Annotated in this window: 21 protein-coding genes and 1 pseudogene; 9 read left to right on the top strand and 13 right to left on the bottom strand. The window is 71.4% G+C overall.

Annotated elements, in window-relative coordinates; all coding sequences use genetic code 11:
- Positions 1-8 precede the first annotated feature (8 nt).
- The 3 genes from ACZ4YY_RS25525 (at position 9) to ACZ4YY_RS25515 (ending at position 1674) form a co-directional block, all read left to right on the top strand.
- A complete protein-coding gene (locus tag ACZ4YY_RS25525) occupies positions 9-422 on the top strand; it encodes a roadblock/LC7 domain-containing protein (protein WP_004983065.1) in 414 nt (137 codons plus the stop codon).
- 96 nt (positions 423-518) lie between these two features.
- The gene (locus tag ACZ4YY_RS25520) at positions 519-1112 is read left to right on the top strand and encodes a DUF742 domain-containing protein (protein WP_468294521.1); all 594 of its coding nucleotides are present in this window, start codon (positions 519-521) and stop codon (positions 1110-1112) included.
- Positions 1093-1674, top strand: a complete 582-nt coding sequence (locus tag ACZ4YY_RS25515) for a GTP-binding protein (protein ID WP_026248371.1) — start codon at positions 1093-1095, stop codon at positions 1672-1674. Before ACZ4YY_RS25520 ends, ACZ4YY_RS25515 begins: the two co-directional genes overlap by 20 nt.
- Before the next feature lie 272 nt (positions 1675-1946).
- Here the strand turns inward: ACZ4YY_RS25515 and ACZ4YY_RS25510 are convergent, their stop codons facing one another.
- Positions 1947-2138, bottom strand: coding sequence for an acyl-CoA carboxylase subunit epsilon (locus ACZ4YY_RS25510; RefSeq protein WP_468294518.1), 192 nt, complete (start codon positions 2136-2138; stop codon positions 1947-1949).
- Between the two features lie 57 nt (positions 2139-2195).
- Positions 2196-3803, bottom strand: a complete 1608-nt coding sequence (locus ACZ4YY_RS25505) for an acyl-CoA carboxylase subunit beta (RefSeq protein WP_468294515.1) — start codon at positions 3801-3803, stop codon at positions 2196-2198.
- 358 nt (positions 3804-4161) lie between these two features.
- On the opposite strand from ACZ4YY_RS25505, the gene ACZ4YY_RS25500 reads away from it, so the two are divergent.
- The 4 genes from ACZ4YY_RS25500 (at position 4162) to ACZ4YY_RS25485 (ending at position 7258) form a co-directional block, all read left to right on the top strand.
- The gene (locus ACZ4YY_RS25500) at positions 4162-4779 is read left to right on the top strand and encodes a YceI family protein (protein ID WP_468294512.1); all 618 of its coding nucleotides are present in this window, start codon (positions 4162-4164) and stop codon (positions 4777-4779) included.
- Positions 4780-4948: 169 nt separating this feature from the next.
- Positions 4949-5575: a hypothetical protein gene (locus ACZ4YY_RS25495; protein ID WP_468294509.1), complete on the top strand. Its 627-nt coding sequence runs from the start codon at positions 4949-4951 to the stop codon at positions 5573-5575.
- A 223-nt stretch (positions 5576-5798) separates the two neighbouring features.
- Positions 5799-6296 carry a GNAT family N-acetyltransferase gene (locus ACZ4YY_RS25490; protein ID WP_468294506.1) on the top strand — a complete coding sequence of 166 codons (498 nt, stop codon included), beginning with the start codon at positions 5799-5801 and terminating at the stop codon, positions 6294-6296.
- A 179-nt stretch (positions 6297-6475) separates the two neighbouring features.
- Positions 6476-7258 (top strand): serine protease, encoded by a 783-nt coding sequence (locus ACZ4YY_RS25485; protein WP_468294503.1) that lies wholly within the window; start codon positions 6476-6478, stop codon positions 7256-7258.
- 102 nt (positions 7259-7360) lie between these two features.
- Here the strand turns inward: ACZ4YY_RS25485 and ACZ4YY_RS25480 are convergent, their stop codons facing one another.
- Positions 7361-8710, bottom strand: a complete 1350-nt coding sequence (locus ACZ4YY_RS25480; RefSeq protein WP_468294500.1) for a hypothetical protein — start codon at positions 8708-8710, stop codon at positions 7361-7363.
- Positions 8711-9083: 373 nt separating this feature from the next.
- On the opposite strand from ACZ4YY_RS25480, the gene rox reads away from it, so the two are divergent.
- The gene (gene rox, locus ACZ4YY_RS25475) at positions 9084-10511 is read left to right on the top strand and encodes a rifampin monooxygenase (RefSeq protein ID WP_468294497.1); all 1428 of its coding nucleotides are present in this window, start codon (positions 9084-9086) and stop codon (positions 10509-10511) included.
- A 480-nt stretch (positions 10512-10991) separates the two neighbouring features.
- Here rox and cimA read toward each other — a convergent pair whose 3' ends face one another.
- The 8 genes and pseudogenes from cimA to ACZ4YY_RS25435 form a co-directional block, all read right to left on the bottom strand.
- On the bottom strand, positions 10992-12602 hold the full coding sequence (gene cimA / locus ACZ4YY_RS25470; RefSeq protein WP_468294494.1) for a citramalate synthase: 1611 nt from the start codon (positions 12600-12602) through the stop codon (positions 10992-10994).
- Between the two features lie 314 nt (positions 12603-12916).
- A pseudogene (locus tag ACZ4YY_RS25465) lies at positions 12917-13128 on the bottom strand (TetR family transcriptional regulator C-terminal domain-containing protein); the annotation flags it as partial.
- Between the two features lie 222 nt (positions 13129-13350).
- Positions 13351-14439: a branched-chain amino acid aminotransferase gene (locus ACZ4YY_RS25460; protein WP_468294491.1), complete on the bottom strand. Its 1089-nt coding sequence runs from the start codon at positions 14437-14439 to the stop codon at positions 13351-13353.
- A 249-nt stretch (positions 14440-14688) separates the two neighbouring features.
- A complete protein-coding gene (locus tag ACZ4YY_RS25455; protein WP_468294488.1) occupies positions 14689-15732 on the bottom strand; it encodes a 3-isopropylmalate dehydrogenase in 1044 nt (347 codons plus the stop codon).
- Positions 15733-15982: 250 nt separating this feature from the next.
- Positions 15983-16117, bottom strand: coding sequence for a hypothetical protein (locus ACZ4YY_RS25450; RefSeq protein WP_264937195.1), 135 nt, complete (start codon positions 16115-16117; stop codon positions 15983-15985).
- A gap of 447 nt (positions 16118-16564) precedes the next feature.
- Positions 16565-17410, bottom strand: a complete 846-nt coding sequence (locus ACZ4YY_RS25445) for an alpha/beta fold hydrolase (protein WP_468294485.1) — start codon at positions 17408-17410, stop codon at positions 16565-16567.
- A 62-nt stretch (positions 17411-17472) separates the two neighbouring features.
- On the bottom strand, positions 17473-19104 hold the full coding sequence (gene pruA / locus ACZ4YY_RS25440) for an L-glutamate gamma-semialdehyde dehydrogenase (protein ID WP_468294482.1): 1632 nt from the start codon (positions 19102-19104) through the stop codon (positions 17473-17475).
- A 45-nt stretch (positions 19105-19149) separates the two neighbouring features.
- A complete protein-coding gene (locus ACZ4YY_RS25435; RefSeq protein ID WP_468294479.1) occupies positions 19150-20076 on the bottom strand; it encodes a proline dehydrogenase family protein in 927 nt (308 codons plus the stop codon).
- Between the two features lie 175 nt (positions 20077-20251).
- Between ACZ4YY_RS25435 and ACZ4YY_RS25430 the strand changes: the two genes are divergently transcribed.
- Positions 20252-21445 (top strand): PucR family transcriptional regulator, encoded by a 1194-nt coding sequence (locus ACZ4YY_RS25430; RefSeq protein ID WP_468294476.1) that lies wholly within the window; start codon positions 20252-20254, stop codon positions 21443-21445.
- 577 nt (positions 21446-22022) lie between these two features.
- Here ACZ4YY_RS25430 and serA read toward each other — a convergent pair.
- Together serA and ilvC are read right to left on the bottom strand one after the other, a co-directional pair.
- Positions 22023-23612: a phosphoglycerate dehydrogenase gene (gene serA / locus ACZ4YY_RS25425; protein ID WP_468294473.1), complete on the bottom strand. Its 1590-nt coding sequence runs from the start codon at positions 23610-23612 to the stop codon at positions 22023-22025.
- Between the two features lie 278 nt (positions 23613-23890).
- Entirely contained in the window at positions 23891-24889 is a 999-nt protein-coding gene (gene ilvC, locus ACZ4YY_RS25420; protein WP_468294470.1) for a ketol-acid reductoisomerase, read from the bottom strand.
- Positions 24890-24895 lie beyond the last annotated feature (6 nt).

Here is a 24895-nt window from a genome sequence, read left to right as displayed (position 1 = left end):
TGAGCCCGATGAGCCAGGCGGCACAGAACCTGAACTGGTTGATCACCAACTTCGTGGACAACACCCCGGGGGTGTCCCACACGGTGGTGGTCTCCGCCGACGGACTCCTTCTGGCGATGTCCGAAGGCTTCCCCCGCGACCGCGCCGACCAGCTCGCGGCCGTCGCCTCCGGTCTGACGTCACTGACGGCAGGCGCCTCCCGGATCTTCGAGGGAGGCAGCGTGAACCAGACGGTTGTGGAGATGGAACGGGGCTTCCTCTTCATCATGTCCATCTCCGACGGTTCGTCGCTCGCGGTCCTCGCGCACCCGGAGGCGGACATCGGCCTCATCGGGTACGAGATGGCCCTTCTGGTGGACCGTGCCGGTACGGTCCTGACGCCCGACCTTCGTGCGGAGCTCCAAGGGAGCCTGCTCAACTGACAGACGGACGGTGCGTTTTGGCGTCCCGAGGCCGTAGTGTTTCGGGACGCGGCTTCCACGTGATGGGTGCCAGGCACAGTCGGAGGAGGAGAGAAAGTGGCAACACCCCCAGGCGGTTCCAATTCGGGTAACTGGTCGTACGGCCCTGCCCAGGGCGCGGGCGACGGTTCCCAGAACGCGAACCGTTACAACTTCCCCTCCGCTCCGAGCCAGCAGCGTCAGCCGTACGCGCCGCCGCAGGGTCCGCAGGGGCCCGGCCAGTCGCCGTACGACCAGCCGCATGCGCCGCGCATCCAGCCCGTGCAGCCGCAGCGCCGCACCCCCGAGCCGGCGCCCGCCGGGGCGTCGAACAACCCGTTGGTGCGTCCGTACGCCATGACCGGTGGCCGGACCCGCCCGCGGTACCAGCTCGCCATCGAGGCGCTGGTGCACACCACTGCGCAGCCGCACCAGATGCAGGGCCAGTTGCCCGAGCATCAGCGGATCTGCAACCTCTGCCGAGAGATCAAGTCGGTCGCCGAGATCTCGGCGCTCCTGACCATCCCCCTCGGCGTGGCCAGGATCCTCGTCGCCGACTTGGCGGAGGCGGGACTGGTCGCCATCCATCAGCCCGGCGGCGACGAGAGCGCCGGCGGCCAGCCAGACGTGACACTGCTCGAAAGGGTGCTCAGTGGACTTCGCAAGCTCTAGCGGCGGTCCTTCCCGCTCCACCACCTCGGCGAAGATCGTGGTGGCGGGTGGCTTCGGCGTGGGCAAGACCACGTTCGTCGGGGCCGTCTCGGAGATCAACCCGCTGCGTACCGAGGCCGTCATGACGTCTGCTTCGGCAGGCATCGACGACCTCACCCACACCGGGGACAAGACCACCACCACGGTGGCCATGGACTTCGGCCGCATCACCCTGGACCAGGACCTGATCCTCTACCTGTTCGGTACGCCCGGCCAGGACCGCTTCTGGTTCATGTGGGACGACCTGGTGCGCGGCGCCATCGGCGCGATCGTCCTGGTGGACACCCGCCGGCTCGCCGACTGCTTCCCCGCGGTCGACTACTTCGAGAACTCCGGCCTGCCCTTCGTGATCGCCCTCAACGGCTTCGACGGCAACCAGCCGTACAACCCCGACGAGGTGCGCGAGGCCCTCCAGATCGGCCCCGACACCCCGATCATCACGACGGACGCCCGCCACCGCGCGGACGCCAAGTCGGCGCTGATCACGCTGGTGGAGCACGCGCTGATGGCGCGTCTGCGGTAGGGACCCACGGAAACGGCCCCTGTACCTCCCTCGGGAGGTACAGGGGCCGTTTCCCGTTGTGCGCTCGCAGGGGCCCGGCCACCGGAGTCCGACGGGGCGCGGACGGCGCTCCGCGCGGGACGGGCCGGTGGCTCCCCGGGCGTCGATCGGCTCCGCCTCGTCCGCCGGATCGCCGGTACGCCCGCGTGTGCCCCGTGGCGGTGGCCGGGCCCCATCCGCACGCGCGAAGGCCCCGGCCGCCTGGGGGCGGTCGGGGCCCGGGGTGTCGCGGGTCAGCGCCAGCTGTGCGGGGCGCGGAAGCCGCCCTCGCGTTCCAGGCGGCGCCAGCCGGCCTTGAGGCGGCCGCGGTGGGCCGTGGGTTCGGAGGGGCGGGCCGCGGCGCGGGCCAGCAGGATCGCCGTGATGGCGGCGACCTCCTCGGGCTCGGCGTGGCCCTTCTCGACGCGGATGTCAGGCGTGTCCATGGCGTTCAGTCTCCGTGAGAGAGGTTTCCGCTGGGGTGTCGCGGAAGGTCCGCTGGGTTACTGCGGGGGGTTGCCGTGTTTGCGCGAGGGCAGGTCGGCGTGCTTGGTGTGCAGCATCGCCAGGGACCTGATGAGAACCTCGCGGGTCTCGGCGGGGTCGATGACGTCGTCGACCAGACCGCGCTCGGCTGCGTAGTACGGGTGCATCAGCTCGGACTTGTACTCCTTGACCATGCGGGCCCGCATGGCCTCGGGGTCCTCGGCCTCGGCGATCTGACGGCGGAAGATGACGTTGGCGGCGCCCTCGGCGCCCATCACGGCGATCTCGTTCGTCGGCCAGGCGTAGGTGAGGTCCGCGCCGATGGACTGGCTGTCCATGACGATGTAGGCACCGCCGTAGGCCTTGCGCAGGATCAGGGAGATGCGGGGCACGGTCGCGTTGCAGTAGGCGTAGAGGAGCTTCGCGCCGTGGCGGATGATTCCACCGTGCTCCTGGTCGACGCCGGGCAGGAAGCCGGGGACGTCCAGAAGAGTGATGATCGGGATGTTGAAGGCGTCGCACATCTGCACGAAGCGCGCGGCCTTCTCGCTCGCCTCGATGTCCAGCACACCGGCCAGCGTCTGCGGCTGGTTGGCGATGATGCCGACGACCTGGCCGTCCAGCCGGGCCAGCGCGCAGATGATGTTGCGGGCCCAGCGCTCGTGGACCTCCAGGTACTCGCCGTCGTCGACGAGCTCCTCGATCACCTTGGTCATGTCGTACGGACGGTTGCCGTCCGCCGGGACCAGGTCGAGCAGGACGTCGCTGCGGCGGTCGGCCGGGTCGGCGCACTCGACGCGCGGCGGGTTCTCGCGGTTGTTCTGCGGCAGGAGGGACAGCAGGTAGCGGACCTCCGCGATGCAGGTCTCCTCGTCGTCGTACGCGAAGTGGCAGACACCGCTCGTCTCGGCGTGCACGTCCGCGCCGCCGAGGCCGTTCTGGGTGATCTCCTCACCGGTGACGGCCTTGACGACGTCCGGGCCGGTGATGAACATCTGCGAGGTCTCGCGGACCATGAAGACGAAGTCGGTGAGGGCGGGGCTGTAGGCCGCGCCGCCCGCGCACGGGCCGAGCATCACCGAGATCTGCGGGATGACGCCGGAGGCCTTGGTGTTGCGCTGGAAGATGCCGCCGTAGCCGGCGAGCGCGGAGACGCCCTCCTGGATACGGGCGCCGGCGCCGTCGTTGAGCGACACCAGCGGGGCTCCGGCCGCGATGGCCATGTCCATGATCTTGTGGATCTTGGTGGCGTGGGCCTCACCCAGCGCGCCGCCGAAGATGCGGAAGTCATGGGCGTAGACGAAGACCGTACGGCCCTCCACCGTGCCCCAGCCGGTGATGACACCGTCGGTGTACGGCTTCCTGGCCTCCAGGCCGAACCCGGTCGCCCGGTGCCGGCGCAGCTGCTCGACCTCCTGGAAGGACCCCGCGTCGAGCAACAGCTCGATGCGCTCCCGCGCGGTCAGCTTGCCCTTGGCGTGCTGCGCCTGGGTCGCCTTCTCGCTCGGCCCGGCCAGCGCCTGCGCCCGGATTCCGTGCAGCTCGGCGACGCGGCCCCGCGCGTCCGCGGGCTCCTCGGTCGCCCCGTCGGTCGGTTCGCCCGTCGCTTCTTCCAAAACGGTCATGTAGCGACCTTACGAAGAGCACCAAGCAAAGCGAGACGTCGACTCCGTACAGTCTCCGACGCGTTTTCCTGGTACCACTGAACAGAACCCGGGGGGCGTGCAGGCGTTCCGACTGCTCAGAGGGCTTCGCGGTTGTCGGGGTCGTACAAAGAGGAGGGGGAGAGCCACGACACATTCAGCGGTGGGGCGGCTGCTCCGGTGGGGTGACGAGGGGGAGCGTAGCGCGCCACCGGCCGATGAAGTTGAAACTTGAACAGAATGGGTCTACGGTAGGTCCTGTCGAGTTCGTTGAACGTTCAACTTAAAGTTCAAGTTCAAGTTCGACGGTACGCCCGCTTCGTCCCCCAAGGAGCACGTCATGGTCCTCTTCGGCCGCAGGAACACCGAGTCCACCGACACCACCACCGACGCCACCGCCCCCGCCGTGAGCCCGGAGCTCGCCTCCCTGACCGGCGACTACACGATCGACCCGGCGCACTCGACGTTCGGCTTCGTCGCCCGGCACGCGATGGTCACGAACGTCAAGGGCAAGTTCAACGACTTCGTCGGCTCGCTCCACCTGGACGGCGCCGACCCGACGAAGTCCACCGCCTCCATCGACGTCAAGATGGACAGCGTCGACACCGGGTCCGCCGACCGCGACGGGCACCTGAAGAGCGCCGACTTCTTCCGGATCGAGGAGTTCCCGACGATGACGTTCCGCTCCACCTCGGCGCGGGCGCTCGGCGGTGACGACTACCGCATAACCGGCGACCTGACCATCCTCGGCGTCACCCGGCCGCTCACGATCGACCTGGAGTTCAACGGCTCCGCCAAGGACCCGTTCGGCAACGAGCGCGTCGGCTTCGAGGGCAAGGCGGAGATCCTGCGCTCCGAGTGGGGTCTGACCTGGAACGCGGCGCTGGAGACGGGCGGTGTCCTGGTCTCCGACAAGATCAAGCTGAACTTCGACATCTCGGCGATCCGGAACGCCTGACGTCGGCCGACGCCGGCTCCCCCGAGCGCGCCCGCCCTCTACACCCCCGGGAGGGCGGGCGCTCGGCGTTCCGTCCCGGCCGCCGCTGCGCGACGCCGTCGGACGTCGGTCGTTCATCAGGGCGCCCCCGCCGACCCGCGGCCGGGGACACCCCGACGCAGGAGGCGCCGTGAGCACCAGGACCGGACCGCAGCACTACCCGGGCGCGAACCGCGACCACTGGTACCAGGACGACTACGGCGGCGACCGCATGGAGGTCAACGTCGTCGTCCTGCACACCACGGAGGGCCGCTCCCTCCCCGACTACCGGGGCGGGTCCGCCGCCCCCAACCTGACGGCGGTGCCGGATCTCGCCGCCAAGAAGCTGAAGTGGTACCAGCACTTCGACATCGACATCTCCTCCCGCGCCCTGATCAACCGGCCCGGCGGTGTGGAGACCAACACGCTGAACGTCTGCCAGGCGGAGCTGGTCGGCACCTGCGACCCCGAGCTGCACACCAAGTGGCGCACGAGCGGCCAGGCCCACGTCTACTGGCCCCAGGCCCCTGACTGGGCGCTGGCCGGCGTGGCCCGCTTCCTGGCCTGGATGCACGCGCACCACGGCGTCCCGCTGCGCGGACCCGCCCTGTGGCCCGCCTACCCCGGCTCGGCCGGGAACGCGGGCGGCCAGCGGATGAGCGCCTCCCGGTGGAACGCCTTCAAGGGCGTGTGCGGGCACATGCACGTCCCGGAGAACGCGCACGGGGACCCGGGGGCGATCGACTTCGAGCGGCTGCTGGCACTGGCGAAGGGCTGAGGGGCCTGGCACTGTGCCCGCCTGGGCCGCGGCCTGATCAGGCGCTCATAGGGCAAGGGCCCCGAGAGGCGGCCGCGACGGCGGCCCGGGGGCGGGAGCCGGGGGGCAGGGTGGCGGCGGTCTCCACGGTGCCGGCGAGCACGGCCCGTTCGGCGGGCACGGCGTCTTCTCGGCCCGTGGAACACGATGGACACCGCTCCCCGCCCCGCGCATGATCGTCCGCATGATCCGAGCCGCGACCCCGGACGACGTCCCCGAGATCCGGGCGATGATCCGTGAACTCGCCGCCTACGAGAAGGCCGTCGAGCAGGCGCGGGCGACGCTGGAGCAGCTCCGGGAGGCGCTGTTCGGGGAGCACCCGGCGGCACACGTGCTGATCGCCGAGGACGACGAGAGCGGGGAGAGCGTGGGATTCGCGCTGTGGTTCCCCCGGTTCTCCACCTGGACCGGCACCCGGGGCATGCACCTGGAGGACCTGTACGTCCGCCCGCACGCCCGGGGCGCGGGGCACGGGAAGGCGCTGCTCGCCGCACTGGCCGCGATCTGCACGCGGCGCGGCTGGGAGCGGTTCGAGTGGTGGGTCCTGGCCTGGAACCGGCCGACGATCGACTTCTACAGGTCGCTCGGGGTGGAGCTGCTGGAGGAGTGGACGGTGTGCCGGCTCAGCGGCGGGCCGCTGGAGGACCTCGCCGCACAGGCGCCCTCGCGGCCCCTTGGCTGAATCGGCCCCCTTGTGTGAAGGCTTGCGGACTTCTCATAATCCAGCAACAGATTTGACCTGCCCATGCCAGCCAATGGGCGTTCTTTTGCTGCCGCTGTTGTCATGCGCGCGTCATTTCCGTGTCCTGGTCCCACCCCGGCTCCCCGTCCCCAGGTCAGCCCCCCACGGAAGGCATCACCTTGAAGAGACTCCTCACGGCGCTCAAGAGATTCGCGGTCGTCGGTGCGGCCGCCCTCGCGATCGTCAGCCTTCAGCCCCTCTCGTCCGCACAGGCCGCCCCCTCGCCCGTCGTCGGCGGAACCACCGCCGCGCAGGGCGAGTTCCCGTTCATGGTCCGGCTCTCCATGGGCTGCGGCGGCGCCCTGTACACCCAGCAGATCGTGCTCACGGCCGCCCACTGCGTGGGCGCCACCGGCCGCAACACCAGCATCACGGCCACCGCCGGTGTCGTGGACCTCCAGTCCACCTCCGGCCGCGTCCAGGTGCGCTCCACGTACGTGTACCGGGCCCCCGGATACAACGGCGACGGCAAGGACTGGGCGCTCATCAAGCTCGCGCAGCCCATCAACCTGCCGACGCTGAAGATCGCGACGAACACGCAGTACAACACCGGCACCTTCACCGTCGCCGGCTGGGGGGCGGCCCGCGAGGGCGGTGCGCAGCAGCGCTACCTGCTCAAGGCCACGGTGCCGTTCGTCAGCGACGCCACCTGCCGCTCGTACAGCGGCTACAGCGGTCTGATCGCCAGTGAGGAGATCTGCGCCGGGTACACGGCCGGCGGGGTCGACACCTGCCAGGGCGACTCCGGTGGCCCGATGTTCCGCCGTGACGCGAGCAACGCCTGGATCCAGGTCGGCATCGTCAGCTGGGGCATCGGCTGCGCCCGGCCGAACGCGCCCGGCGTCTACACCGAGGTCTCCACGTTCGCCTCGGCCATCGCCTCGGCCGCGGCCTCCCTCTGACGTTCTCCACCCCGGCATCGGGGGGACGACGACGTCCACGGGCCCGGCGCGTTCTGCGCCGGGCCCGTGCCCTTGTCCGCGCCGGCCGGCCGGACGACGTCGTCAGAAGCCTCCGCCGAAGTCGCCGCCGCCCCCGAAGTCCCCTCCCCCGCCGCCGAAGTCGCCGAAGCTCCCGGTGTCGAAGTCCGCGCCGGAGACGTCGCCTCCCTCGTAACCGCCGCCGAAGTCGCCGTAGCCGTCGCCGTAGTCGGCCGCGTAGGTCGGGGTGGCCATCATGCCGCCGAGCATGGTGCCGACGAGCAGCCCGGGCAGGATGCCGCCGCCGAAGTAGCCGCCCGCCCACGGACCGTAGGCCGGGCCGGCCTCCCAGTACGGGCGGCGGCCGTAGTCGGTGTCGACCTCGCGGGCGACGGGGTCGCGGCCGTCGGCCAGGCGGGTGCGGTCCGCCGCGCACACCGGCACCTCGCGCGGGGCACCGCCGGGCGGGATCCAGGCGGCGTCGGCCACGGAGGGACCGTGGCGAGGATCGAAGAAGCAGGGCGGCCGACGCTCGGGCAGCGGGGTGCCCGACCTGCGGGCGGCGAGCACGGCCAGGGAGAACCGGCCGTCCTCCAGGGCCTGGCTGACGGCCCGCACGTCCTCCGGTCTCGTCGCGGCCGCCATGAGCGACTTGGCCTGTTCGTAGGAGTCGAGGGCGCGTTCGTAGTCGGCGCGCATCGCGTCGTCGGCACTGGCCTCCGCGGGGTGGAAGTCGAGACGGTCGAGTTCCTCGCCGAACGCCGTGATGTCCTCGTCGACGACGACCCGCAGCTTCTCCAGCGCCGCCCGCCGCTCCTGCGCGTGCTGCCTGCGGTTGCGGCGGACGAGGGTGTACGCGCCGGCACTGCCCGCCACCAGGACCGCGCCGGCGGCGATCAGCGCGGAGGTCGAGACTCCGCCCCCGCCGTCCGAGGAGCTCCAGCTCGCGGGGGCGGAGCCGCCCATGTTGGCCAGGGCGCGGTCGGTGAAGTCGTCGAGCTGGGCGGCGACGTCGGTCTCGCCCCGCACACTGCCGACGAGGTTGCGCACGGCCGCGTCCGGCAGGACCGACGGGTCCGCGCGGGCGTCGAAGCGGTCACCGAGCCGGATCGCGTACAGACCGGTCACGCCGGCGGCGGTGCGCAGGTCGGTGAAGAGGTTCTGGGTCGGGTGGTCCGCCGGGAGGACCGCCACGAACACGGGTTTGTCGGCTCCCTCGATCTTCTTCTGCAGCGCGCCGGCGTCCGCCGGGGAGAACTCGGCGGACATCTCCGGGTCGACGTAGACCGGGCCCTCGCGCAGGGCCTCGGCGATGGTCGACACGCTGCTGTCCGCGGACGCACGCGAGGCGCCCGCCGACAACAGCGTCAGGGCGGCGAGAGCCAGTGCGACGAGCAGTCCGGCGAAGCCTCGGGCCGATGGTGCGACCTTCATATATAGAAACTACCCGAACCGGGACTAAATAGGGCATCCCGGGGTGGGTTCCGGGCCCCAAAAGAAGAAGGCAAGGAGATCACTCACTCCTTGCCACTCTCAACGTATAGCGCACCGGGGGGCTTGCGGCAAGGCCCCGGTAGTGGCGCAGAATCACCGGCCTGAGAGCTCCGGGCAGATAGGGGAGGCCGAACGGCTCGCGGCGTCCGGTGCGTGCGGTCGCAAGGCAACGAAAGCTCCTCGTGGCGGCGCCACCAGGGGCTTACGGCAACACGGCGAGCATGCGTGCCGGGCGTAGTGAGCCGGAGTCCCCTTGTGCAGGGAGCTCTGAGCCGAGTGGCGCGAGAGAAGCGCGAGAGAAGTGGGGGTTGTGATGATCGACGTGATCGTCGTCGGAGGCGGGCCGACCGGGTTGATGCTGGCCGCCGAGCTGCGGCTGCAGGGGGTGCGCACGCTCGTGCTGGAGAAGGAGGCGGAGCCGACCCGGCAGTCCCGTTCGCGCGGGCTGCACGCGCGCAGCGTCGAGGTGATGGACCAGCGCGGTCTGCTGGACCGGTTCCTCGCGCACGGCGAGCGGTTCACGGTCGGCGGTTTCTTCGCCGGCATCGACAAGCCGTGGCCCGAGCGGCTGGACTCCGCGCACGCGTACGTCCTCGCCGTCCCGCAGACCGTCACCGAGCGCCTGCTGGCCGAACGCGCCGTCGAGCTCGGCACCGAGATATGGCGCGGCTGCGAGCTGGTCGGGCTGAGCCAGGACGAGGACGGGGTGACCGCCGAGCTGGCCGACGGCACGCGGCTGCGCTCGCGCTACCTCGTCGGCTGCGACGGCGGCCGCAGCACGGTGCGCAGGCTGCTGGGCGTCGGCTTCCCCGGCGAGCCCTCCCGGGTCGAGACGCTGCTGGGCGAGATGGAGGTCGGCGTGCCGCACGAGACGCTGGCCGCCGTGACGGCCGACGTCCGCAGGACCCAGCTCCGGTTCGGCGTCATCCCCCTCGGGGAGGGCGTGTACCGCGTCGTCGTGCCCGCCGAGGGGGTGACCGAGGACCGCACGGTCCCGCCGACGCTGGAGGAGTTCCGGCAACGGCTGCGGGCGATCGCCGGCACCGACTTCGGCGTGCACTCCCCGCGCTGGCTGTCGCGGTTCGGCGACGCCACCCGGCTCGCCGATCGGTACCGCGTCGGCCGGACGCTGCTGGTCGGCGACGCGGCCCACATCCACCCGCCGACCGGCGGACAGGGGCTCAACCTCGGTATCCAGGACGCCTTCAACCTCGGCTGGAAGCTGGCCGCCGAGGTGAACGGCTGGGCACCGGAGGGACTGCTGGACAGCTACCACACCGAACGGCGCCCGGTGGCCGCCGACGTCCTGGACAACACGCGGGCGCAGATGCAGCTGCTGTCCCCCGAGCCGGGCCCCCGGGCGGTGCGCGGGCTGCTGGCGGAGCTGATGGAGTTCGAGGAGGTGAACCGGTACCTGATCGAGAAGATCACCGCGATCGGGGTCCGCTACGACGTCGGCGAGGGCCACGAGCTGCTCGGCCGGCGGCTGCGGGACGTGGGGCTCAAGCAGGGGCGCCTCTACGGGCTGATGCACGCCGGCCGCGGGCTGCTGCTCGACCAGACCGGCCGGCTCTCGGCGGCGGGCTGGACGGACCGGGTCGACCACGTCGTCGACGTCAGCGAGGAACTGGACGCCCCCGCGATCCTGCTGCGTCCCGACGGCCACGTGGTCTGGGCCGGCGAGAACCAGCACGAACTGATCGACCGACTGGGTCAGTGGTTCGGAACGGCGTCCGGGTGAGCGCGGGGCGGGGCGAACCCGCCCGGGGTCCGGCAGACAGGACCACCCTCCGGACGGACCGGCCCGGCTGCGAGGCGGACGCCGGTCCGAAGCCGCCGGGCGACGCGGACACCGGTCCGGATCCGCTAGGCGACGCGGACACCGGTCCGGAGCCGCCGGACGAGGGGGACGCCGGTCCGGAGCCGCCGGGCGACGCGGACGCCGGTCCGGAGCCGCCGGGCGAGGGGGACGCCGGTCCGGGACCTGCCGGCTCCCGGGCCGGGACCCGGCAAGCCCGGCGTCGAGCCCCCAGGCCCGGCAGCCGGGACTGACTCCTGCCCGGGACCCGACGGGCGGGCGGACCGCGGGCCGCGGGCGGACCGTCGCCCGCCCGCGGCACAAGTCACCCCCGAGAAGACCCCCGCCCGCGGCACAGGTCACTCCGGGAGGCTCCGCGCCCTGGGGCGGGTTACTCCGGGAGGGTCCGCGCCCTGGGGCGGGTTACTCCGCCGGGGTCACTCCCGCGCGCAGGAGGCCGTAGGCGTAGGCGTCTTCCAGAGCCTGCCAGGAGGCCGCGATGACGTTCTCCGCGACGCCGACCGTCGACCACTCGCCGGCGCCGTCGGTCGTGGAGATCAGGACACGGGTGGTGGACTGCGTACCGTGGACGCCCTCCAGGATGCGGACCTTGTAGTCGACCAGGTCCAGCTTGGCCAGTTGGGGGTAGATCTTCTCGAGGCCGACGCGCAGGGCGCGGTCGAGGGCGTTGACCGGGCCGTTGCCCTCGGCCGTGGCGACGATGCGCTCGCCCTTGGCCCAGAGCTTGACCGTGGCCTCGTTGGCGTGGGTGCCGTCGGGGCGGTCCTCGACGATGGCGCGCCAGGACTCGACCTCGAAGTACGTGAGGGGCCTGCCCTCGACCTCCGCGCGCAGGAGGAGTTCGAAGCTCGCGTCGGCCGCCTCGTAGGTGTAGCCCTTGAGTTCGCGTTCCTTGACGCGCTCGACGACGCGGCCGACCAGTTCGCGGTCGCCGCCGAGGTCGACGCCGAGTTCCTTGCCCTTCAGCTCGACCGAGGCGCGGCCGGCCATGTCGGAGACCAGCATCCGCATGGTGTTGCCGACCAGCTCGGGGTCGATGTGCTGGTACAGGTCCGGGTCGACCTTGATGGCGGAGGCGTGCAGGCCCGCCTTGTGCGCGAAGGCCGAGACGCCCACGTACGGCTGGTGGGTGGAGGGGGTGAGGTTGACGACCTCGGCGATGGCGTGGGAGATGCGGGTCATCTCGCGCAGGCGGCCGTCGGGAAGGACCTTCTTGCCGTACTTCAGTTCCAGGGCGGCGACGACCGGGAAGAGGTTGGCGTTGCCGACGCGCTCGCCGTAGCCGTTCGCCGTGCACTGGACGTGTGTCGCGCCCGCGTCCACCGCGGCGAGGGTGTTGGCGACAGCGCATCCGGTGTCGTCCTGGGCGTGGATGCCGAGGCGGGCGCCGGTGTCGGCCAGGACCGTGGAGACGACGGCCTGGATCTGCGCGGGGAGCATGCCGCCGTTGGTGTCGCAGAGGATGACGACGTCCGCGCCGGCTTCGGAGGCCGTGCGCACGACCGCCTTGGCGTACTCGGGGTCGGCGCGGTAGCCGTCGAAGAAGTGCTCGCAGTCGACGAAGACGCGGCGGCCCTGCTCCTTCAGGTGGGAGACGGTGTCGCGGACCATCTCCAGGTTCTCGTCCAGCGTGGTGCGCAGGGCGAGTTCGACGTGCCGGTCGTGGGACTTGGCGACGAGCGTGATGACGGGGGCGCCCGAGTCCAGGAGCGCCTTGACCTGCGGGTCGTCGGCGGCCCGGCCGCCCGCGCGGCGGGTGGCGCCGAAGGCGACGAGCTGGGCGTGCTGGAAGTCGATCTCCTGCCGGGCGCGGGCGAAGAACTCGGTGTCGCGGGGGTTGGCGCCGGGCCAGCCGCCCTCGATGAAGCCGACGCCGAAGTCGTCCAGGTGCCGTGCGATCGCGAGCTTGTCGGCGACCGTGAGGTTGATGCCCTCGCGCTGGGCGCCGTCGCGCAGAGTGGTGTCGAAGACGTGGAACGAGTCGTCGAGCTCGTTGGTTGCCGTCTCGGTCATGGTCTCAAGGCTCCTGTTGTGGATCTTCGGTCTTTACCGGAATGACCGGCTCCACCGTTCCTCCATGGTCCCTCGCGCTCTCGCTCCCGGATGCGGGTGGTCCAGGAAAACGAAAAACCTCTCGCGGGTGCGAGAGGTCTGCGCGCGGGTCGAGGACGACGGTGGCCACCCGTACCTGGTCGTACGTGGCGGTCACTGCGGACCGGCGCGCCTGCTGCCAATAATCGTGGCGAACGAGAGCACGGGGGCAGTCTGGCACAAGCCGCACCGGTGCTCACCGCGTGTCTCAGGATGCGGGAACGCTCCCGGCGGGATCAGGCGTCCGCGCGCGGCGTCCGGTCGACGAACTCCCGCACGCGGCCGAGGACCTGCTCCCGGTCCGCGCCCGCAGGCCGATCGCCACATGGATGGAGAAACCGTCGAGCAGCGCCCGCAGCCGGGTGGCGGACCGGTCGGGGTCGACGGCGCGGAACTCCCCCCGCGACACGCCTTCGGGGAGCAGCGCCACCAGGTCGCGGTGCCAGGCTGCCCCTCTCACCGGGCGGGGCGGACTGCGGGTTTCCCGCTGCCGGACGCGGCGGACGTACCGGCTGTCGGACGCGGCGGGTGACCCGACGTGGCTGCTGCGAGCCCGGCCCCGTCCCGGCGCAACCGGACACCGGACGGGCTGAGCCCGTCCGGTGTCCGGTGAGGAGGTGGCCGGCGGCCCGAGGGCGGCGCCCCCCGGGCCCGGTGAGCCCGAGGGAGGTCAGCCCAGCTGGTGCATCCAGCCGTGCTTGTCCTGGGTGGTGCCCCGCTGGATGTCCAGCAGCGCCTCGCGCAGCTTCATCGTGACCTTGCCGGGCTCGCCGCCCGACTGGTGCCACTCGGCCCCGGTGCGCTTGACCGTGCCGACGGGCGTGATGACGGCGGCCGTGCCGCAGGCGAAGACCTCGGTGAGGGTGCCGTTCTCCGAGTCGCGCTGCCACTGGTCGATGGAGACGCGGCCCTCCTCCGCCTCGTACCCGAGGTCCCGGGCGACCGTGAGGAGGCTGTCACGGGTGACGCCCTCCAGGATGGAACCGGTGAGCGACGGCGTGACGATCCTGTCGCCGTACACGAAGTACAGGTTCATGCCGCCGAGTTCCTCGACCCACCGGTGCTCGACCGCGTCGAGGTAGCAGACCTGCGCGCAGCCCTGGGCGGCGGCCTCGGCCTGGGCGAGGAGGGAGGCGGCGTAGTTGCCGCCGGTCTTGGCGTCGCCCATGCCGCCGGGGACCGCGCGGACGTGGTCCTCGGAGACCCAGATCGAGACCGGCTTCACACCGCCCGGGAAGTAGGCGCCGGCCGGCGAGGCGATGACGAGGAAGAGGTACTCGTTGGCCGGCTTCACGCCCAGGCCGACCTCGGTCGCGATCATGAAGGGGCGCAGGTAGAGGGACTCCTCGCCGCCGTGCGCCGGCACCCACCCCTTGTCCTGCTGGACGAGGACGTCACAGGCCTCGATGAAGGTCTCCACCGGCAGTTCGGGCATCGCGAGCCGGCGGGCGGACCGCTGGAAGCGCCTGGCGTTCTGGTCCGGGCGGAAGGTGGCGACGGAGCCGTCGGGGCGACGGTAGGCCTTCAGGCCCTCGAAGATCTCCTGGGCGTAGTGCAGGACGTTCGTCGCCGGGTCGAGCGGGATCGGCGCGTACGGCACGAGCTGGCCGTCGTGCCAGCCACGCCCCTCGGTCCACTTGATCGTCACCATGTGGTCGGTGAAGTGGCGGCCGAACCCGGGGTCGGCCAGGATCGCCTCGCGCTCGGCGTCGGAGAGCGGACTGGCGGAGGGCTTGAGCTCGATCGTGGGCGTCGTCATGAGTGGGTGTCCTTCACCGGTTGTAGTGACGGGCCGCGCTCACTCCCGCACGGCCGGTGGCCAGTGCTGGGACGTCCGAGCATCCCTCAATCCGCGGCTCCGCGTTCGATTATCGCGCGGCCCGGGCGGCGGAAGGAATCGGGGTGAATGCGACCCAGGGGTTGATGGTGGCACCCGGCGAGGCATACGAGAAGCCGCCGGGTGCGGATGCGACCCGGCGGCTTCGAAGGAATTCGGCAGCGCGGCGGGTCAGCCGGCTACGCGTACGGCGAGCGCGTCGCCGATCTGCGAGGTGGAGCGGGCGGGCTGCCCGGTGCGCTCCGCGAGGTCGGCGGAGACGGCGTCCTCGATGCGGGTCGCCTCGGCGTCGTAGCCGAGGTGGCGCAGCAGCAGGGCGACGGACAGGACCGTGGCGGTGGGGTCGGCCTTGCCCTGGCCGGCGATGTCCGGGGCGGAGCCGTGCACCGGCTCGAACATCGACGGGAACTCACCGCCGGGGTTGATGTTCCCCGAGGCCGCGACGCCGATGCCGCCGGAGACGGCCGCGGCGAGGTCGGTGATGATGTCGCCGAACAGGTTGTCGGTGACGATGACGTCGAACCGCTCGGGCTGGGTGACCAGGTAGATGGTCGCCGCGTCGACGTGCATGTACTCGGTGGTGACGTCGGGGAACTCCGCGGCCACCTTGGTGAAGATGTTCGTCCACAGGTGACCGGCGAAGGTCAGCACGTTGTTCTTGTGGATCAGCGCGAGCTTCTTGCGCGGGCGGGCCTGGGCGCGGACGAAGGCGTCGCGGACCACGCGCTCGACACCGAAGGCCGTGTTGACGGAGACCTCGGTGGCGACCTCGTGCTCGGTGCCCTTGCGGATGGTGCCGCCGTTGCCGGTGTACGGGCCTTCGGTGCCCTCGCGCACGACGACGAAGTCGATCTGCGGCTCACCGGCGAGGGGCGTCGCCACGCCCGGCAGCAGCTTGCTCGGCCGCAGGTTGACGTGGTGGTCGAAGGCGAAGCGGAGCTTGAGCAGGAAGCCGCGCTCCAGGACGCCGGAGGGGACGCTCGGGTCGCCGATCGCGCCGAGCAGGATGGCGTCGTGCTGCTTCAGGGCGTCGAGGTCGGCGTCGGTGAGGGTCTCACCGGTGGCGTGGTACCGCCGGGCGCCGAAGTCGTAGTCCTTGGTCTCCAGCTTCACATCCTGCGGGAGGACGGCGGAGAGGACCTTGAGGCCTTCGGCCACGACTTCCTGCCCGATGCCGTCACCGGGGATCACTGCGAGATTGAGGCTGCGAGACATGCGCGGAACCCTACTCCTCGTCCCATGTGATGACACGGACCGTCCGCGATACGGACAGCCCGTGCCGGGGGACGGCCGTGCGCCGGGCGGGGACGGCCGTGCGGGGCGAGGCCGTTGGGGATGAGGCGGTTCGGGGTGCGGCGGGGGCCCGAAGTCCCGTTCGGAAGCCCGCGCCGCACCCCGTGCGGGTGCGGCTCCCGGACTGGGCGGCCCGACGGCCCGGTCACCCGGGGCCGACGGCCCGGCCGGCCTACAGGTGGCCGGTCTCGCCGCCGTTGTCGCGGCGGTCGAGGGCGCGCTGCAGCGCGGCGGCGGCGTTCTTGCGGTCGGACTCGCTCGTGCGGGAGGCGTGGCGGACGCGGCGGCGGACGGTCGTCTCGGCCATGGGAGATCGACTCCTTAGAGAACGCGGGGAGTACGGATGGGGGGGTGCGAGACTCCCCCACTGCCCCGAGGGCATGGGAGGTGCCGTCAGAAGGGGCGGGGAGCGGCGGGGCCGCAGGGGTTGCCTGCGCGGGCTCCGGCTCACGACCGCCGTTCGCTGGGTCGAGCGAGACGTTCGGCTCCTACAAAGCTAAGGGAGGAGGGCCTGACTGTCTCCACAATTACTCGGACTTCCTACTATCTGAGACAGCGCCCTGGGCAGCACCCCGCTGACCTGCGGTTTTATTTCCGCTCCGGGCTGGGGGAGCACCGCCCGGAAGCGCACGCGGGTGACCGGGGCCGCCGGGGTGTCCGCGGGCGCCGCGTGAGCCCCGCGGCCGGCGCCCGGCCCGTCCGGTGCCGGGGCGCGGGCGAAGGCCCGCGTGCGGGGCGGTGGGCGCGGGGCCGGTCACAGGGCGGTGACCACGGCCTCCCGGAAGCCTTCCGGGTCCTCCGCCCAGGGCAGGTGCCCGGCCTCCGGGAGGATCACCCGCCGCACGTCCGGCAGGGCCCGCTCCAGGGAGTCCACCGCCGAGCGCGGGCGGATGTCGCGTGCGCCGTCGACGACGAGCACGGGCACGTCGAGGGCCCGGCAGGCGGCGTACAGCTCGGCGGTGCCCCAGGTGCGCCTGTGTTCCTCGTTGAGGGCCTTGTTGCAGTCGGTGTTGACGGCGAACCAGGGGTCGGCCATGTCCTCGGCGTGTTCCAGGGCCCGCGCGCGGTCCTCGAACTCGACGGACCACTGGAGCACCGAGCACTCCCGGACCTGCGCCTCCGTACGGTGCGGGCGGTCCGTCAACTCCCGCCAGCGGGCGAGCCGTTCGGGACGTTCACCGAGGCGGGCGAGGAGGTTCTCCTGGTACTCGGCATGCCATGCCGCGTCCGGGCCGATACCCGTACCGCTCACATAGAGGAGGGCGCGCACCCGTCCGGGGTGGGCGAGCGCGTAGCTCAGCGCCAGCTGGGCGCCCCAGGAATGCCCGAGCAGGGCGATCCGCTCGTACCCGAAGTGGGCGCGGACGGCGTCCAGATCGGCCACGAACCGCTCGCTCGTCCAAGGGCCGGCGCACCGCTGGGAGCGTCCGCAGCCGCGCTGGTCCCAGCGGATCACCGTGGCGCGGTCGGCCAGCGACGCGGCGACGGCATCGAACATGTCCCACAGTCCCGGTCCGCCGTGACACAGCACCAGCGGCTCGCCCCGGCCCGACCGGGAGGTCCACAGCCCCACACCGTCGTCCGTGGTCACGGTCTCCATGGGTTCAGTGTGCCGAACGGGCCGGGTCCGTGACGGACCCGGCCCGTTCGGGAGGGCGGGCGTCAGCCCATGTGCGGGTACGTGTAGTCGGTCGGCGCGACCAGGGTCTCCTTGATCGCGCGGGTCAGCGTCCAGCGCGTCAGGTTCTGCGGGGCGCCGGCCTTGTCGTTGGTGCCGGAGGCACGGCCGCCGCCGAAGGGCTGCTGGCCGACGACGGCGCCGGTCGACTTGTCGTTGATGTAGAAGTTGCCGGCCGCGTAGCGCAGCTTGTCCATCGTGTACGCCGCCGCCGCGCGGTCGCCCGCGATGACCGAGCCGGTCAGCGCGTAGTCGGACACCGACTCCATCTGGGTCAGCATCTCCTCGTACCGGTCGTCCTCGTAGACGTGCACGGCGAGGATCGGGCCGAAGTACTCGGTGGTGAACACCTCGTTCTCCGGGTCGGTGCACTCGATGACGGTCGGGCGGACGAAGTAGCCCACCGAGTCGTCGTAGGAGCCGCCGGCCACGATGGTGCAGGACGGGTCGGACTCGGCGCGGTCGATGGCGGCCTTGTTCTTGGCGAAGGACCGCTCGTCGATGACGGCGCCGATGAAGTTCGACAGGTCGGTGACGTCGCCCATGGTGATGTGGTCGACCTCGGCGGCGAACTCCTCCTTGAAGCCGGAGTTCCAGATCGACGCCGGGATGTACGCCCGGGAGGTCGCGGAACACTTCTGGCCCTGGTACTCGAAGGCACCCCGGGTCAGGGCGGTCTTCAGCACGGCGCGGTCGGCGCTCGGGTGGGCGACGACGAAGTCCTTGCCGCCGGTCTCGCCGACCAGGCGCGGATAGGCGCGGTACTTCTCGATGTTGGCGCCGACCGTCTTCCACAGGTACTGGAAGGTCTTCGTCGAGCCGGTGAAGTGGATGCCGGCGAGGTCGCGGTGGTTCAGGGTCACCTCCGAGACCTCGATGCCGTCGCCGGTGACGAGGTTGATGACGCCCTTGGGCAGGCCGGCCTCCTCCAGCAGCCGCATGAGCAGGACGGCGGCGTGGGTCTGCGTCGGGGACGGCTTCCACACGACGACGTTGCCCATGAGGGCCGGGGCGGTCGGCAGGTTGCCCGCGATGGCCGTGAAGTTGAACGGCGTGATCGCGTAGACGAAGCCCTCGAGCGGGCGGTGGTCGAGGCGGTTCCACACGCCCGGGGAGTTGGCCGGGGGCTGCTCGGCCAGGATCTGGCGGGCGTAGTGGACGTTGAAGCGCCAGAAGTCGACCAGCTCGCAGGGGGTGTCGATCTCGGCCTGCTGGGCGGTCTTGGACTGGCCGAGCATGGTGGAGGCGGCCAGCGTCTCGCGCCAGGGGCCGGCCAGCAGCTCGGCGGCGCGCAGGATGATCGCGGCGCGGTCGTCGAAGGACATCGCGCGCCAGGCGGGCGCGGCGGCGAGGGCCGCGTCGACGGCGTCCCGCGCGTCCTGCTGTGTCGCGTTGGCGTAGGTGCCGAGGCGGGCCTTGTGGTTGTGCGGCTGCACGACGTCGAACCGCTCGCCGCCGCCCATCCGCCTCTCACCGCCGATGGTGCAGGGCAGGTCGATCGGGTTGTCGGCCAGCTCCTTGAGCTTGGCCTCCAGCCGGGCCCGTTCGGGCGAGCCGGGGGCGTAGCCGTGCACCGGCTCGTTGACGGGGGTGGGGACCTGGGTCACAGCGTCCATGGGTTCCGTAACTCCTTACTGAGCGGTTGCGAGCGGGGGTCGGGCTCAGCCCTTGCTGACCATCGAGCGGAGGAAGAACCGCAGGTTGGCGGGCTTCTCCGCGAGGCGGCGCATGAAGTAGCCGTACCAGTCGGTGCCGTAGGCGGTGTAGACGCGCATGCGGTGGCCCTCGGCGGCCAGGCGCAGGTGCTCCTCGCCGCGGATGCCGTACAGCATCTGGAACTCGTACTCGTCGGGTTTGCGTCCGGCGCGCCGGGCCAGCTCCTGGCCGACGGAGATCAGGCGCGGGTCGTGCGACCCGATCATCGGGTACCCCTCGCCTTCCATCAGCGTCCGCAGCACGCGGACGTACGCCTTGTCGATCTCGTGCTTCTGCTGGTACGCGACCTCGGCCGGCTCCTTGTAGGCGCCCTTCACTAGGCGCACCCGGCTGCCGTTCGCGGCGAGGCGGCGGGCGTCGGCCTCGGTGCGGAAGAGGTAGGCCTGGATGACGCAGCCGGTCTGCGGGAAGTCCTTCCGCAGCTCGTCGTGGATGGCGAACATCGAGTCGAGGGTGGTGTGGTCCTCGGCGTCGAGGGTGACGGTGGTGCCGATGGCGGCGGCGGCCTCGACGACGGGCCTGACGTTGGCCAGGGCCAGCTCGTGGCCGCCGTCCAGCGCCTGGCCGAACATCGACAGCTTGACGGACATCTCGACACGCTCGCCGAGCTCCAGTTCCGCGAGGCGGTCGGTCAGGGCGAGGTAGGCGTCCCGGGCGGCCGCGGCCTGCTCGGGGCGGGTGATGTCCTCGCCGACGACGTCCATCGTCAGCTCCAGGCCGCGGGCGGTGAGGTCCTGGATGATCGGCACGATGTCGTCCACGGTCTCACCGGGGATGAAGCGGTCGACGACCTGCTTGGTCACCGGGGCCGCCGAGATCAGGCGTCGCATCCGGTCACTGCGCGACGCGGCGAGAATCACGGGACCCAGCACGGGGCACCTCCACATACCAACCCATACGAGGCCGATACCCGATAAGCCGGGAACGGCACGGAGAACCACCGTGAAACCTAAGGATCCCTCCGATCGTCGGCCATCGACAGCTGTCACGCATCCGTGCCGCAGATCTCAGACAGATGTATGAAGGACACCCTTCGGGCGCCGTGGGATGCGGGAGAATGCCCAGGTGGCATCGGAACACAAGGGCGACTACCAGGAACTGGTCGACGAGATCTCGGAGCTGCTCGGCGCCCCCGCGACCCTGGAGAGCCGTGACTTCGAGCTGATCGCCTTCGGCGCCTACGACAGCGAGGACGAGCTGGACGCCGCCGCCCTGGACCCGGTGCGCACCCGCTCGATCCTGACCCGCCGCTCGACGGCGGCGGTCCGGGCCTGGTTCGAGGGCTTCGGCATCACCCGGGCCACCGGCCCGGTCCGTATCCCGCCCACCCCGGAGGCCGGCGTCCACCGGGGCCGCGTCTGCCTCCCGGTGCGGCATCGGGCCGTCGTCCTCGGATACGTGTGGCTGCTCGACTACGACCCCGGCCCCACGGACGCGCAGCTGGCGGCGGCGATGGAGGTGACCGGCCGGATCGGCGCCCTCCTCGCGGACGAGGCCCAGCACGGCGCCGACCTCACCCGTGAACTGCGGGCGGTGCTCACCGCCGAACGCGACTGGCAGCGGGACATGGCGGTGGCCGAGCTGCGCACGGCCCTCGGGGCGCGCGGCGACGGTCCGCACACGGTGGTGTGCGTGGCGCCCTGGCCCTCGGCCGACCCGGACGACGCGCCGTCCCTGCGCACCCTGCCGGGGGCGGAGGCGCTGTGCACGGTGCCGTGGGGGGCGGCGGACAGCAGTGTGGCGGTGCTGGTCCGGCTGCGCTCGGCGGACGGCCTGACCCCGGCGGTCTCGGCCGCGGGACGTCTGCTGGAGCGGGCGGGCGGTCAGGGGGTCGCCGCCGGGATCGCCCCGGGGCGCACCGGGCTCGCGGAGCTCGGCACGGCCTGGCGGGAGGCGGCGGCGTCGGCGCGCGCGGCGCTTGCGGAGCCCCGCCTCGGGCCGACCGCCGCCTGGTCCGCGATCGGCCCGTACCGTCTGCTGACCGCCCTCCCCCCGGACGCCGCCCACGACCCCGCCGTACGGGCCCTGCTCTCCCCCGCCCACCGGGAACTCGCCCGCACCGCCGAGGTGTACCTGGACTGCGCGGGCCAGGCGGGCCGCACGGCGGCCGAGCTGGGCATCCACCGGCAGACGCTCTACTACCGCCTGTCGCGCGTCGAACAGCTGACGGGACTCGACCTGGACGACGGCGAGGACCGCCTGCTCCTGCACATGGCCCTCAAGGCCCACCGGCTGCCGTGAGACACGGCGGCGGCGGGAATGCCGACGGGCGGGTGTGCCGGACACCGCGGCGTCCGGGAACGCCGGCCTCTCGCGCCGGAGCGGGCCGACGACGGGGGCGAAGGCGTGACCCCAGGGACGCACGGCACCGGACCACGCGGCCTGGTCAGGCGCTCACAGTGCAAGGACTTCTCGGCGCTCCGAACAAAAAAGGGAGGCCGATCAGCTCGCGGCGTCCGGTGCGTGCGATCGCAAGGCGCCGGAAGCTCCTCGCAGCGGAGCCACCAGGGGCTTCCGGCAACGCGGCGAGCGTGCGTGCCGTGCGTCGGGAGCCGGGCTCCCTTTTTGTTTGTCCCGGACCGCGGATCTGGCCCTCGGTGCCGCCCCGGTGGAGCGGGCCGGCACCGCGTCCTCCCCGAGGGAGACCGGCCCGGAGTTCGGCGGCTCCTTCCGGCGTGGCCGTCTCGGGTCCGCACCACCGCACGACGAAACGCCGGACGAGCCGAGTACTTCCAGCCCGTCCGGCGTCTGACGACGAGGCCCTGTCAGGGCCGATGCGGAGGTGCGGGGGCGGCCGCCCCCAAGGCGGGGTGCTTCTTCAGGCCAGGTTCACCGAACGGGCCGACGTCGCCCCGATCTCCGCCGCGACCTCCGCCAACACCCCGGAGCTCACCGTGTCGTCGACCGTCAGCACGGCCAGCGCCTCACCGCCGGCCGCCGCGCGGGCGACCTGCATGCCGGCGATGTTGACACCCGCCTCACCGAGGATGCGGCCCACGGTGCCGACGACACCGGGACGGTCCTCGTAGCGCAGGACGACCATGTGGTCGGCGAGCGCGAGGTCGACGTCGTAATCGCCGACCGCGACGATCTTCTGGAGGTGCTTCGGGCCGGCCAGCGTGCCCGAGACCGACACCTCCTCGCCGTCCGAGAGCGTGCCGCGCACGGTGACGACGTTGCGGTGGTCCGCCGACTCGGAGCTGGTGGTGAGGCGCACCTCGACACCACGCTCCTGTGCGAACAACGGGGCGTTGACGTACGACACCGTCTCGTCGACGACGTCCTCGAAGACACCCTTGAGCGCGGACAGCTCCAGCACCTTCACGTCGTGCTGGGTGATCTCGCCGTACACCTCCACGTCGAGGCGGACCGCGACCTCACCGGCGAGCGCGGTGAAGATGCGGCCGAGACGCTCGGCGAGCGGCAGGCCCGGCTTGACGTCCTCGGCGATGACACCGCCCTGGACGTTCACCGCGTCCGGCACCAGCTCGCCGGCGAGGGCCAGCCGCACCGACCTCGCGACGGCGATACCGGCCTTCTCCTGCGCCTCGTCCGTGGAGGCGCCGAGGTGCGGGGTGGCGACGACCTGGTCGAACTCGAACAGCGGCGAGTCGGTGCAGGGCTCCTTGGCGTACACGTCGAGACCGGCACCGGCGACCCGGCCCTCCTTGAGGGCGGAGTACAGCGCCTCCTCGTCGACGATCCCGCCGCGCGCGGCGTTGACGATCCGCACGCTCGGCTTGACCTTGCGCAGCGCCTCGTCGCCGATCAGACCGACCGTCTCGGGGGTCTTCGGCAGGTGCACGGTGATGAAGTCGGAGACCTCGAGCAGTTCGTCGAGCGACAGCACCTTCACGCCCATCTGCGCGGCGCGCGCGGGCTGGATGTAGGGGTCGTAGGCGACGACCTTCATGCCGAAGGCGGACATGCGCTGGGCGACGAGGGCGCCGATGCGGCCGAGGCCGACGACACCGAGGGTCTTCTCGGCCAGCTCGACACCCGTGTACTTGCTGCGCTTCCACTCGCCGTTCTTCAGCGCGGCGTTGGCCTGCGGGATGTGGCGGGCGGTGGCGACGAGGAGACCGCAGGCCAGCTCGGCGGCGGTCACGATGTTGGAGGTGGGGGCGTTGACGACCATCACGCCTGCCTTGGTGGCGGCGGAGACGTCGACGTTGTCCAGGCCGACACCGGCTCGTGCGACGACCTTCAGCCTGTTCGCGGCGGCGATCGCCTCGGCGTCGACCTTGGTGGCCGAGCGGATCAGGATCGCGTCGACCTCGGCGATCGCGGGGAGCAGCTCGGCTCGGTCCGCTCCGTTGCAGTGCCGGATCTCGAAGTCCGGGCCAAGCGCGTCCACGGTGGCGGGCGACAGCTCTTCAGCGATGAGTACGACGGGTTTCGAGCTCACGTGAGTCCTCACAAGTCAGGGGGCACCTCCCATGCCCTCAATGGCTATGGGGGCGCGTGCGGACGGCCGTCCCGACGGCCGCATGCGGAGGAGGGGCTAGCCGCGTGGAAGACGCACGACGCTGTGGGCCTGACGCGTTTGTTGTGCAGCAGTGTAGTGCCGTGGCACACGGCGCATTGCGCCTCAGCGGAAGGATCACCCGGACGTGGCTGGACACGCCGGACAAGACAAACGAGCGCGCGGCGGTGCCCCCGCGAGGGACACCGCCGCGGCATCGGTCACGCCTCCTCGTCGACCCAGGACATCAGCTTGCGCAGCTGCTTGCCGGTGGTCTCGAGCAGGTGCTCGGAGTCCTGGGACTTGTACTCGTTGTACTTCTTCAGACCGCCGTGGTACTCGTCCATCCACTGCTGGGCGAAGGTGCCGTCCTGGATCTCGGCGAGGACCTTCTTCATCTCGGCCTTGGTGGCCTCGGTGATGATCCGCGGGCCGGTGACGTAGTCGCCCCACTCGGCGGTCTCGGAGATCGACCAGCGCATCTTCTCCAGGCCGCCCTCGTACATGAGGTCCACGATCAGCTTCAGCTCGTGCAGGCACTCGAAGTACGCGATCTCCGGCTGGTAGCCGGCCTCGGTCAGCGTCTCGAAACCGGCCTTGACCAGGGCGGCGGTGCCACCGCAGAGGACGGCCTGCTCACCGAACAGGTCGGTCTCGGTCTCCTCGGTGAAGGTCGTCTTGATGACGCCGGCGCGGGTGCCGCCGATGCCCTTGGCGTAGGACAGGGCGAGCGCGAAGGCGTTGCCGGTGGCGTCCTGCTCGACGGCGGCGATGCAGGGAACGCCGCGGCCCTCCTCGTACTGGCGGCGGACCAGGTGGCCCGGGCCCTTGGGGGCGACCATGCAGACGTCCACGCCGGCCGGGGGCTTGATGAAGCCGTAGCGGATGTTCAGGCCGTGGCCGAAGAACAGCGCGTCGCCGTCCTTCAGGTTGGGGGCGATGTGCTCCTCGTAGACCTGGGCCTGGATGGGGTCCGGGACCAGGATCATGATGACGTCGGCCTCGGCGGCGGCCTCGGACGGCGTCACCACGCGCAGGCCCTGCTCCTCGGCCTTGGCCTTGGACTTGGAGCCCTCGTGCAGACCGACCCGCACGTCGACACCGGAGTCACGCAGCGACAGGGCGTGCGCGTGGCCCTGGCTGCCGTAGCCGATGACCGCGACCTTGCGGCCCTGGATGATGGACAGGTCGGCGTCAGCGTCGTAGAACAGCTCGGCCACTTTGGG

Source organism: Streptomyces sp. NPDC030143 (genome assembly GCF_055573695.1).
This window is presented reverse-complemented; position numbering and strand designations above follow the sequence as displayed.

Coding starts and splice junctions, on each gene's coding strand:
- ACZ4YY_RS25525 (WP_004983065.1), top strand. CDS start 9: ATGAGCCAGGCGGCACAGAACCTGAACTGGTTGATCACCAACTTCGTG.
- ACZ4YY_RS25510 (WP_468294518.1), bottom strand. CDS start 2,138: ATGGACACGCCTGACATCCGCGTCGAGAAGGGCCACGCCGAGCCCGAG.
- ACZ4YY_RS25505 (WP_468294515.1), bottom strand. CDS start 3,803: ATGACCGTTTTGGAAGAAGCGACGGGCGAACCGACCGACGGGGCGACC.
- ACZ4YY_RS25500 (WP_468294512.1), top strand. CDS start 4,162: ATGGTCCTCTTCGGCCGCAGGAACACCGAGTCCACCGACACCACCACC.
- ACZ4YY_RS25490 (WP_468294506.1), top strand. CDS start 5,799: ATGATCCGAGCCGCGACCCCGGACGACGTCCCCGAGATCCGGGCGATG.
- ACZ4YY_RS25480 (WP_468294500.1), bottom strand. CDS start 8,710: ATGAAGGTCGCACCATCGGCCCGAGGCTTCGCCGGACTGCTCGTCGCA.
- rox (WP_468294497.1), top strand. CDS start 9,084: ATGATCGACGTGATCGTCGTCGGAGGCGGGCCGACCGGGTTGATGCTG.
- cimA (WP_468294494.1), bottom strand. CDS start 12,602: ATGACCGAGACGGCAACCAACGAGCTCGACGACTCGTTCCACGTCTTC.
- ACZ4YY_RS25460 (WP_468294491.1), bottom strand. CDS start 14,439: ATGACGACGCCCACGATCGAGCTCAAGCCCTCCGCCAGTCCGCTCTCC.
- ACZ4YY_RS25455 (WP_468294488.1), bottom strand. CDS start 15,732: ATGTCTCGCAGCCTCAATCTCGCAGTGATCCCCGGTGACGGCATCGGG.
- ACZ4YY_RS25450 (WP_264937195.1), bottom strand. CDS start 16,117: ATGGCCGAGACGACCGTCCGCCGCCGCGTCCGCCACGCCTCCCGCACG.
- ACZ4YY_RS25445 (WP_468294485.1), bottom strand. CDS start 17,410: ATGGAGACCGTGACCACGGACGACGGTGTGGGGCTGTGGACCTCCCGG.
- pruA (WP_468294482.1), bottom strand. CDS start 19,104: ATGGACGCTGTGACCCAGGTCCCCACCCCCGTCAACGAGCCGGTGCAC.
- ACZ4YY_RS25430 (WP_468294476.1), top strand. CDS start 20,252: ATGCGGGAGAATGCCCAGGTGGCATCGGAACACAAGGGCGACTACCAG.